The following is a 6,481-nucleotide window of genomic DNA, read 5'->3' as shown; positions in this document are numbered from 1 at the left end:
CTGGGCGGCGATCGCCACCTTCCTGATCGAGTCGATCACCCTGCTCTGGATCCCGGCCAAGGAGGCCGCGGTCCCCAACCTCATCCCGCGCGCCCGGCTGGAGACCGCCAACCAGCTCACCCTGATCACCACGTACGGCCTGACCCCGGTCGCCGCCGCGATCGCCCTGGCGGTGCTGGACCGCAGCGTGCGCGGGGTCACCGGCGGCGAGATGCCGAGCTGGGCCGAGCCCGCCCAGCTCGCCCTCTGGTTCAACGCCTTCTCCCGGCTCGCCACCGCGCTGGTGGTGGCCTTCGGCATCAAGGAGATCAGCCAGGCCCAGGCCCGGGAACGGGGTGAGCGCGCCGAGCAGGGCATGTTCAGCCAGTTCACCGAGGGCTGGAAGTTCATCGGCCAGACCCCGCTGGTCCGGGGCCTGGTGCTCGGCATCTTCGGCGCGTTCGCCGGTGGCGGCATCGTGATCGGCACCGCCAAGTTCTTCGCCGCCTCGCTCGGTGCCGGCGACGCCGCGTTCTACATGCTGTTCGGCGCGATCTTCATCGGGCTGGCGGTCGGCATCGGGCTCGGCCCGATGATCGTCCGGGACATGTCCCGCCGTCGCTGGTTCGGCATGAGCATCGTGCTGGCCAGCGCGTCCGTGCTGGTCCTGGCCTTCGCCATCCACCTGTCGATGGCCATCCTCGGTGCGATCATGGTCGGCGCGGGCGCCGGCATGGCCTTCCTCGCCGGCACCACGCTGCTCGGCGGCGAGGTCGCCGACGAGGTACGCGGCCGGGTCTTCGCCGTGGTGCAGATCGGCACCCGGCTGGTGCTGATCCTGGCGATCGCGCTGAGCAGCCTGCTGGTCGGGGTCGGCGGCTCGCGTCAGCTCACCATCGCCGACCTCGGCATCTCCGTCTCCTCCACCCGGCTACTGCTGCTCGCCGCCGGCCTGGCCGGCATCTTCGCCGGGATCAGCGCGTTCGGGCAGATGGACGACAAGAAGGGCGTGCCGGTCCTGGCCGACCTGTGGGGCTCGATGCGCGGTCGGCCGCTGATGCCGGCCGAGCCGTTCGTCTCCAACGGCCTCTTCGTGGTCTTCGAGGGCGGTGAGGGGGCCGGCAAGTCCACCCAGTTGGAGCAGCTCGCCGCCCGCCTGCGCGAGCAGGGCCGGGACGTCGTGGTGACCCGGGAGCCGGGTGCCACGGCCGTGGGTGAGCGTATCCGGGCCCTGGTGCTTGAGGATTCCGGCGCGGACGCCCCCTCCCCACGCGCCGAGGCGCTGCTGTACGCCGCCGACCGGGCCCACCACGTCGCCACCGTGGTCCGCCCCGCCCTGATCCGGGGCGCGGTGGTGATCAGCGACCGGTACGTCGACTCGTCCCTGGCCTACCAGGGCGCGGGTCGTACGCTGCCGGTCGACGAGGTCTCCTGGCTCTCCTCCTGGGCCACCGGCGGGCTCAAGCCCGACCTGGTGGTGCTGCTCGACGTCGATCCGCGCACCGGCCTGTCCCGGGCCGCCGCCCGCAACCAGGGGGCCGACCGGCTGGAGGCCGAGTCCGTGGCCTTCCACGAGCGGGTCCGCTACGCCTTCCTCGACCTCGCCGCCAACGACCCGAAGCGTTACCTGGTGCTCGACGCGGCCCGCCCGGTAGACGAGATCGCCGGCCAGGTCGGCCGCCGGGTGCAGGAGTTCCTGGTGGACCCGGCCGGCATCGTGCACCCGCGCCCCGCGCACGGGCCGGACACCTCGGTCCAGCCCGAGTTATCCGACACGGAGCTGGTGGGGATGGAGCACCGGACCTGATGCCGGACGTCTTCGCCGAGCTGGTCGGCCAGGACGACGCGGTCGACACCCTGCGCCGGGCCGCCGCGTCGGCCGCCGCCGTGCTGCGCGCCGCCCACCTCCCGGCACCCTCCGCCACCGCCGACGATCCGGACGACGACCTGGCCGCCCTGGCCGAGGCCGACGAGGATGCCGCCGCCGGGTCGACCGCCACGGCCGTCGACCCGGGTGCCGGGATGACCCACGCCTGGATCTTCACCGGCCCGCCCGGTTCCGGCCGTTCGGTGGCCGCCCGCGCCTTCGCCGCCGCCCTCCAGTGCGTGCACGGCACCGGCTGCGGCACCTGCCCCGGCTGCCACACCACGCTCACCGGCACGCACGCCGACGTCCGGCTGGTGGCCCCCGAGGGGCTCTCCATCGGCGTCGGCGAGATGCGCGCCCTGGTGCTGCGGGCGGCGAGCACCCCGTCCGGCGGGCGCTGGCAGGTGGTGATCATCGAGGACGCCGACCGGCTCACCGAGGCGGCCGGCAACGCGCTGCTCAAGGCGGTCGAGGAGCCGCCACCGCGGACGGTCTTCCTGCTCTGCGCCCCGTCCACCCACCCGGAGGACGTGTCGGTGACGATCCGGTCGCGGTGTCGGGTCGTACCGCTGCGGCAGCCCTCGGCGGCGGCGGTCGCCGAGGTGCTGGTCCGGCGGGACGGCATCGCGCCCGACGTGGCGCAGTGGTTGGCCGCCGCCGCGCTGGGGCAGGTGGGGCGGGCCCGGCGGCTGGCCCGCGTCCCCGAGGCGCGTCAGCGTCGGGACGCGGTGCTGGCGGTGCCGCGCCGGCTGACCGGGGTGGGCACCGCGCTGGACGCGGCGTCGGCGCTGATCGAGGCGGCCGAGGCCGAGGCGGCGGCCTCGGTGGCGGAGTCCGACGCGACCGAGCGGGCCGCGTTGCAGACCGCGCTGGGCGCGGGCGGCACCGGCCGGGGCGCGGCGGGCGCGACGCGCGGCTCCGCCGGCCAGCTCAAGGACCTGGAGAAACGGCAGAAGTCGCGGGCCACCCGGGCCCAGCGCGACGCCCTGGACCGGGCCCTGGTGGACCTGGCCGGCTTCTACCGGGACGCGCTCACCTCGGCGCTGCGCGCGCCGGTCGCCCCGGTGCACACCGACACCGCCGCGCTGGCCGAGGCGGGCGGGCAGAAGTGGGCCCCGGAGGGTGCGCTGCGCCGGCTGGAGGCGGTCCTGGAGTGCCGGGCCGCGATCGAGGCGAACGTCAAACCCCGCATCGCCGTGGAGGCGATGATGCTCTCGCTCTGGCGCGGCTGACCCCCGGTTCCCGCCCATCGACACGTGTTGACGGGGTGCGGTACGGTCCCGGTGGGCCGCGGTGATCGTGGTGGCACGCAGGGTGAGGTCGACCTGGGGGGAGATCGGATGCCGCGCGGCGAGATCGACGAGGCGTGGATCGAGGAGGCGGTGCGGCGGTACCGCCGGATCGAGTCCCTCCAGGCCGAGTTCGACCGGGCGGTGGAGACCGTCGAGGTGACCGTCCGCTCGCCCGACGGGCTGGTCGAGGTGGTGGTGACCGCCGGTGGGCGGATCACCGACGTGCGCTTCCTCGGGCCGCTGCACAACCGCCACCCCCGGGACGTGGCCGGCTCGGTGCAGGCCGCCGTCACGGCCGCCGCCGACGCCGCCCAGTGGGCCCGGGAGAAGCTGCACAACGAGACGTTCACCGCCTACCGTCCGCTCGCGGGGGCGTGAGATGGACGCCCTGCGTACCCTCGCCGACCGCCTCGACGAGGCGAGCGCCACCCTCGCCGCGCTGTCCCGGACGGTCACCGCCACCGACCCGCCGCACCCGGCGTTCGGCGCGCACGCCGCCGGCCGTCCCGGCGAGGTCGGCCGGGCCCTGCACCGGCAGTGGACGACCGCCACCGACGGCCGGGCCCGCGAGGCGGGTGCCGCCGCCGCCCGGCTGGCCGCCGCCGCGTCGGCCGTCCGCAGCGCCGCCGACCGCTACACGTCCAGCGACGAGGCCGCCCGCCGCCGGCTGGCCGGGGAGGCGTGATGGACCCGCTGGACCGGCTCGCCGAGCCCGGCCTGGACCTGCTCGCCCGGGTCGACACGCTGCTCGCCGCCGGCGCGCCCGAGGCGCACCCGGTCTGGCCGCTGCTGCGCCGGATGCAGCTGCTGCCGGGGGAGGCCCTGCGCGCGTTCCTCGACCTGCATCCCGCGCCGCTGGCGACCGCCGGCCACGCCGTGCGCCGTCTCGTGCGGGGGTACGACGACGCGTGCGCCGCCCTCACCGATCCGGGCATCTGGTCGGGCCCGGCCGGGGCGTCCTACGACGAGGCCCGTACCGCCCTGCTGCGCCATCTGGACGAGGGCCCGGAGAGCCTGGTGGGCCGGCTGGAGTCCACCGCCGGTTACGCCGACGCGCTCGCCGACTGGGTGGAGGGCAGCCGGTTGGCGGTGGCCCGGGTGCTGGCCGAGGTGCTCGGCTCCACCGAGGCGGTCCGGGTCCGGGTGGCCGCCGGGGCGGGTGCCGGGCCCGCCGGGGCGGCTGCGGCGGCCGAGATCGCCACCCGGGTGCTCGCGGTGCTCGGGGTGGCCTACGACGGGGCGGAGACGTTGCTGCGCCAGTGGTCGCCCAGCCTCGCCGAGTCGACCTGGCGGCCGACCGGGGGGCCGTCGTACCACGGCGGCCCGGTGCGGATCGGCTGATGGGCCGACCGACCCGGCGGGGGGCCCGCCCGTCGCACCCGGACCGGTTCCGTCGATCCGTCGTAGGCTGAACGCATGGGCATGCTCTGCGCGGTCAGCTTCAACCGGTACGGGCGGCTCTACTACCTCGACCCGGGTGAGTTCAGCCCGCAGGTCGGTGACCGGGTGCTCGTCCCCACCGACGACGGTCCCGAGGTGGCGGAGTGCGTCTGGGCGGCGCAGTGGGTCTCCGAGGAGACTGACGGCTTCCCGAAGCTTGCCGGGTTGGCCGGCGACGACGACCTGCGCCGCGACGAGCTGCTGCGGCGGCGCAAGGCCGAGGCGAAGGTGGCGGCGAAGCGGCTGATCCGGGAGCACGGCCTGCCGATGAAGGTGGTCGCGGTGGATCACGTCCTCGCCGCAGCCGAGGGGGCCGGGGACCGGACGACCGTCTACTTCACCGCCCCGCACCGGGTGGACTTCCGCTCGCTGGTCCGGGACCTGGGTGCGACCCTGCACTGCCGGGTGGAGCTGCGGCAGCTCTCCGCCCGTGATTCGGCCCGGGTGCAGGGTGGCATCGGTTCCTGTGGCCGGGACCTGTGCTGCGCCACCTTCCTCAACGACTTCGAGCCGGTGACCATCCGGATGGCCAAGGACCAGGACCTCCCGCTGAACCCGCTGCGGATCTCGGGCGCCTGCGGCCGGCTGATGTGCTGCCTGAAGTACGAGCACCCGCTGTACACCACGTTCACCGAGTCCGCCCCGGCGATCGGCAGCCGGGTCAGCACGCCCGAGGGGGACGGCCGGGTGGTCGGCCACAGCGTCCCGAGGGATGCGGTGACCGTCCGCCTGGACGCTGACGGCTCGCGCTCCATGTGCTCCCGCGCGGACGTCTGTGGCTCCCGGAGCGCCTACGAGAGCCGTGACCCGGCCGGCCCCGGAGGGGCCGCGCGCTGACCGACGGTCCACGGGTGTCGGGCACGGCCCGTCAGGCGCGGTCGTGCAGGGTGATCTGGTAGCCGTCGGGGTCGGCGAAGGTGAACGTCCGGCCGAAGGGCCCGTCGACCGGCGCGGAGACGATGGTGTGCCCGTCGGTGACGAGCGCGTCGTGGATGGCCTGTACGTCCGTGGCGTGGAGCCAGATCGCGGCACCGATGCCGGGCCGGGCGGCGGAGGCGAGATCGGTGCCGGGGACGACGTCGCGCAGGGCGAACGCGATCGGTGTGGTGGCGAAGACGACGGCGTGCGGCGGCCCGGCCGGCGAGCGGACGAGGCCGAGGTAGCGCTCGTAGAACGCCTGCGAGGCGGCGAGGTCGCGCGCCTGGAACGAGATGAAGTCGGGGCCGGTGACGGGCATGCGATGCTCCTTCAGTCGTGTCAGGTTCCTGACATGCACAAGCTATGTCAGAATGCTGACATGAGTCAAGTTGGTGCCGGCATCGACCTGGAGACGTCCCTGGGCTACCTGCTGAAGGAGGCGTCGAGCGCCCTGCGGGCGGCCATGGAGGAGGTGCTGCGACCACTCGGGATGGGTGTGACGCACTACGCCTGCCTCGAACTGCTGGCGCAGCGGCCGGGCATGTCGAACTCCGAACTCGCGCGGGGCGCGTTCGTGACCCGGCAGACGATGAACGTGCTGCTCCAGAATCTGGAACGGGAGGGCTACGTGGTGAGGCCGGCGGCGGCACCCGTCGGCAAGGCGCTGCCCACGCGACTCACGCCGAGCGGTCGACGCAGCCTGGAGCGGGCGAGCGCGGCGGTCCGTTCCGTCGAGGTCAGAATGCTCTCCGGCATGACCGGCCCCGAGCGCTCAGCCGCATTCCACGCCCTCAAATCGATGATCCACTCCCTGACCTCCCCGCCCGCGCCGCCGCCCCCCGCCGACGACCGGGGTTGATCAAGAGGTTTGCGTCAGGGTGGGCACGGCGGGTGACGCGAACTTCTTGGTCAACTCCGACGGGCGACGGGCGACGGACGGCGGGCGGCGGGTGGTGGCGCGGGCGGCGCGGCGGGGCCCGTGCCG

8 protein-coding genes are annotated in these 6,481 nt (G+C 74.7%); 7 read left to right on the top strand and 1 reads right to left on the bottom strand.

The genetic code is table 11. From position 1 onward, the window contains the following. The 6 genes from tmk to ACOJTC_RS22740 all read left to right on the top strand — a co-directional run. On the top strand, positions 1–1,786 hold a 1,786-nt coding region (gene tmk, locus ACOJTC_RS22765), incomplete at its 5' end, for a dTMP kinase (protein WP_420118406.1). Continuing rightward, on the top strand, positions 1,786–3,078 hold the full coding sequence (locus ACOJTC_RS22760) for a DNA polymerase III subunit delta' (RefSeq protein ID WP_420118405.1): 1,293 nt from the start codon (positions 1,786–1,788) through the stop codon (positions 3,076–3,078). The genes tmk and ACOJTC_RS22760, both read left to right, overlap by 1 nt. A gap of 108 nt (positions 3,079–3,186) precedes the next feature. Continuing rightward, the gene (locus ACOJTC_RS22755; RefSeq protein ID WP_088643476.1) at positions 3,187–3,516 is read left to right on the top strand and encodes a YbaB/EbfC family nucleoid-associated protein; all 330 of its coding nucleotides are present in this window, start codon (positions 3,187–3,189) and stop codon (positions 3,514–3,516) included. 1 nt (position 3,517) lies between these two features. After that, entirely contained in the window at positions 3,518–3,823 is a 306-nt protein-coding gene (locus ACOJTC_RS22750) for a hypothetical protein (RefSeq protein ID WP_204925812.1), read from the top strand. Continuing rightward, positions 3,823–4,479: a hypothetical protein gene (locus ACOJTC_RS22745; RefSeq protein WP_204925813.1), complete on the top strand. Its 657-nt coding sequence runs from the start codon at positions 3,823–3,825 to the stop codon at positions 4,477–4,479. The genes ACOJTC_RS22750 and ACOJTC_RS22745 overlap by 1 nt, the downstream gene beginning before the upstream one ends. 75 nt (positions 4,480–4,554) lie before the next feature. Next, entirely contained in the window at positions 4,555–5,415 is an 861-nt protein-coding gene (locus ACOJTC_RS22740; RefSeq protein WP_204925814.1) for a PSP1 domain-containing protein, read from the top strand. A 31-nt stretch (positions 5,416–5,446) separates the two neighbouring features. On the opposite strand, the gene ACOJTC_RS22735 is transcribed toward ACOJTC_RS22740, so the two are convergent. Beyond that, positions 5,447–5,815, bottom strand: a complete 369-nt coding sequence (locus tag ACOJTC_RS22735) for a VOC family protein (protein WP_420118404.1) — start codon at positions 5,813–5,815, stop codon at positions 5,447–5,449. Between the two features lie 60 nt (positions 5,816–5,875). Between ACOJTC_RS22735 and ACOJTC_RS22730 the strand changes: the two genes are divergently transcribed. Further along, complete coding sequence (locus ACOJTC_RS22730) at positions 5,876–6,355, top strand: MarR family winged helix-turn-helix transcriptional regulator (RefSeq protein ID WP_420118403.1); 480 nt, start codon at positions 5,876–5,878, stop codon at positions 6,353–6,355. Positions 6,356–6,481 lie beyond the last annotated feature (126 nt).

The sequence above is a fragment of the Micromonospora sp. genome (assembly GCF_048594385.1).
Lineage (GTDB): Bacteria > Actinomycetota > Actinomycetes > Mycobacteriales > Micromonosporaceae > Micromonospora > Micromonospora wenchangensis.
Note: the sequence above shows the minus strand (reverse complement) of the source record. Positions and strands in the feature narration are given on the sequence as shown.

What these genes read in the sequence shown, in the direction of transcription:
- ACOJTC_RS22760 (WP_420118405.1), top strand. Translation starts at nt 1,786, where the DNA reads ATGCCGGACGTCTTCGCCGAGCTGGTCGGCCAGGACGACGCGGTCGAC.
- ACOJTC_RS22755 (WP_088643476.1), top strand. Translation starts at nt 3,187, where the DNA reads ATGCCGCGCGGCGAGATCGACGAGGCGTGGATCGAGGAGGCGGTGCGG.
- ACOJTC_RS22750 (WP_204925812.1), top strand. Translation starts at nt 3,518, where the DNA reads ATGGACGCCCTGCGTACCCTCGCCGACCGCCTCGACGAGGCGAGCGCC.
- ACOJTC_RS22745 (WP_204925813.1), top strand. Translation starts at nt 3,823, where the DNA reads ATGGACCCGCTGGACCGGCTCGCCGAGCCCGGCCTGGACCTGCTCGCC.
- ACOJTC_RS22740 (WP_204925814.1), top strand. Translation starts at nt 4,555, where the DNA reads ATGGGCATGCTCTGCGCGGTCAGCTTCAACCGGTACGGGCGGCTCTAC.
- ACOJTC_RS22735 (WP_420118404.1), bottom strand. Translation starts at nt 5,815, where the DNA reads ATGCCCGTCACCGGCCCCGACTTCATCTCGTTCCAGGCGCGCGACCTC.
- ACOJTC_RS22730 (WP_420118403.1), top strand. Translation starts at nt 5,876, where the DNA reads ATGAGTCAAGTTGGTGCCGGCATCGACCTGGAGACGTCCCTGGGCTAC.